General features: G+C 65.9%; 2 protein-coding genes. Both read right to left on the bottom strand.

The window, feature by feature from the left end; genetic code table 11:
• Positions 1-254, bottom strand: a 254-nt coding sequence (locus tag QZH66_RS15445) for a DUF748 domain-containing protein (protein ID WP_305806790.1), incomplete at its 3' end; no start/stop codon positions are given.
• Complete coding sequence (locus tag QZH66_RS15440) at positions 251-1639, bottom strand: DUF748 domain-containing protein (protein WP_305806789.1); 1389 nt, start codon at positions 1637-1639, stop codon at positions 251-253. The genes QZH66_RS15440 and QZH66_RS15445, both read right to left, overlap by 4 nt.
• Positions 1640-1952: the final 313 nt, after the last annotated feature.

Below are 1952 nucleotides of genomic sequence, written 5' to 3'. Positions count from 1 at the left end.
TCGAGCGTCAACCTGGCCACATGCGCCACCACAGCCGGCGCATTCCAGGCCAGGCCCACATCGGCATCCAGCGTGCCCGCCAGCGTGGGGGTCGCGAATTGCGCCAGATAGGGCGCGGCCAACTGCAGTGGCAAGGCCTGCACCGATGCCGCCACCTTGGCCTGTTTATCGGTGGCCTCCCCCTCGAACAGCAGGCGCGCCGGCGCCAGCTGGGCATAGTCCCCCGCCACCTGGGCGCTGCCAGTGAACTTCAANCCGCCAGCGTGGGGGTCGCGAATTGCGCCAGATAGGGCGCGGCCAACTGCAGTGGCAAGGCCTGCACCGATGCCGCCACCTTGGCCTGTTTATCGGTGGCCTCCCCCTCGAACAGCAGGCGCGCCGGCGCCAGCTGGGCATAGTCCCCCGCCACCTGGGCGCTGCCAGTGAACTTCAAAGGCTGGGCAAACGGCAGCGCGATGGCCGAGGCATTCAAGGCCAGGTCGCGCACAACCACATGGGCAATGGCGGGCCGGCTGTCGTCCCGCCAGTCCACCTGGGCACCACGGACGGCCACCCGCGCCACGGCAAGCTGCCAATCGGCGGACTCCTGCTTGTTTCCGGAAGTTGGCGCCTTGGCCGATGGCGCCGCCCCGCCCAGCGCCAGATTGATCTGGCCGGCACGGTCGCGGCGCGCGGCGAGGTGGGGGGCGTCGAGTTCGACGGCATCGATGCGGGCGATGCGCGCCAGCGGCTGCAGATCGCCCACCGCCACCTTCAGCACGTCGAACGACAACAGCTCTTGTTGCGCCGCATCGGCCAGCTTGACCTTGCTGGCCTGCAGGCGGCCGCTGAGCTTGACCGCCGGAGTCGGTGTGTGCTCGAACGCGAGGCGCAGATCGGCATCCAGCACGCCCGACTGCGGCCGCACCGGCAGGCTGGCGGGCAGATAGCCCAGATAGGGCGCCAGATCGACCCCTGAGAGGCGGATCGTGGCATCTGTTTTCTGGCTTTCGGCGAACGGCGTGCTCTCGGCCACCGAGTCGAAAGCGCTGCCATTGAGCTTGAACGCCAGGCGGGGGGCGACCTTGATCTCACGCTTGGATTTCAGGTTGCTCAGGAAGGGCACGCTGAGCTCCATATCGCGCAGCGCATGCGTGCGGCCCACCGTCTCGTCCTTGAAGTCCACCGAGCCGCCGTGCAGGGCGATGTTGTAGAGCGCGAAGTGCAGCGGCGAACTCTGCGCATCGGCTGGCGTATTCAGCCGCGCCAGGATGTCATCGATGTCGTAGCGGCCCGGCGCCAGCTGCGTGAGGCGCACGGCGGGCTGGTCGATTTCCAGCGCGTCGGCCACTGGCCCCAGGCGCAGCAGGGACTGCAGTTCCGCATCTATATAGATACGCTTGATCTGCACCTGGGGAGCAGCGCCGTCGGCACCGGCAATGGCGAGGTCGTGGATGCTCAGCTCCAGGGTCCAGGGCAGGAATTCGACACGGCCGATGGAAACCTGGCGCCCGAGCTTTTCGGTGGCGATTTTTTCGCCCTGGCTGCGCAGCAATGGCGGCACCGCCAGCCAGCCCAGCCCCCACAGGCCCAGCACGCCGACAAGCACCCAGAGCACCCGCCTGGCCCACTTGTGATGACTGAAAAGGGGGATGTTCATAGCCAGCGCGCTCCAGGAGGACCCGTGTATCAATGTCCACGATTGGACCAGAACGGGACAAGCAACTGTGGTAACAGGCAGAAACAAGAAAGCCCGGTGAATGGCATGGAGCCAGCCCACCGGGCTTGACGGCTGACACAACGGTCTTTGCCATCGGATTCGCAACACGGAGAAGAACGTCCGTCTTGCGAGAGAGCAAGGTATTGCCCTCATGGTTTGCCTTGGAAGCGCCTCCATCACTGTCTGGCACTGCATGCCCTGACAGGTGGATTTGCATTCGTCCAGCGATGCTTGCAAATGCAGGCAAGCACAC

This window comes from Stenotrophomonas sp. YIM B06876 (assembly GCF_030711595.1).
GTDB lineage: Bacteria > Pseudomonadota > Gammaproteobacteria > Xanthomonadales > Xanthomonadaceae > Stenotrophomonas.
The sequence above is the reverse complement of the archived record's forward strand: the minus strand, read 5'-3'. Positions and strand labels throughout refer to the sequence as shown.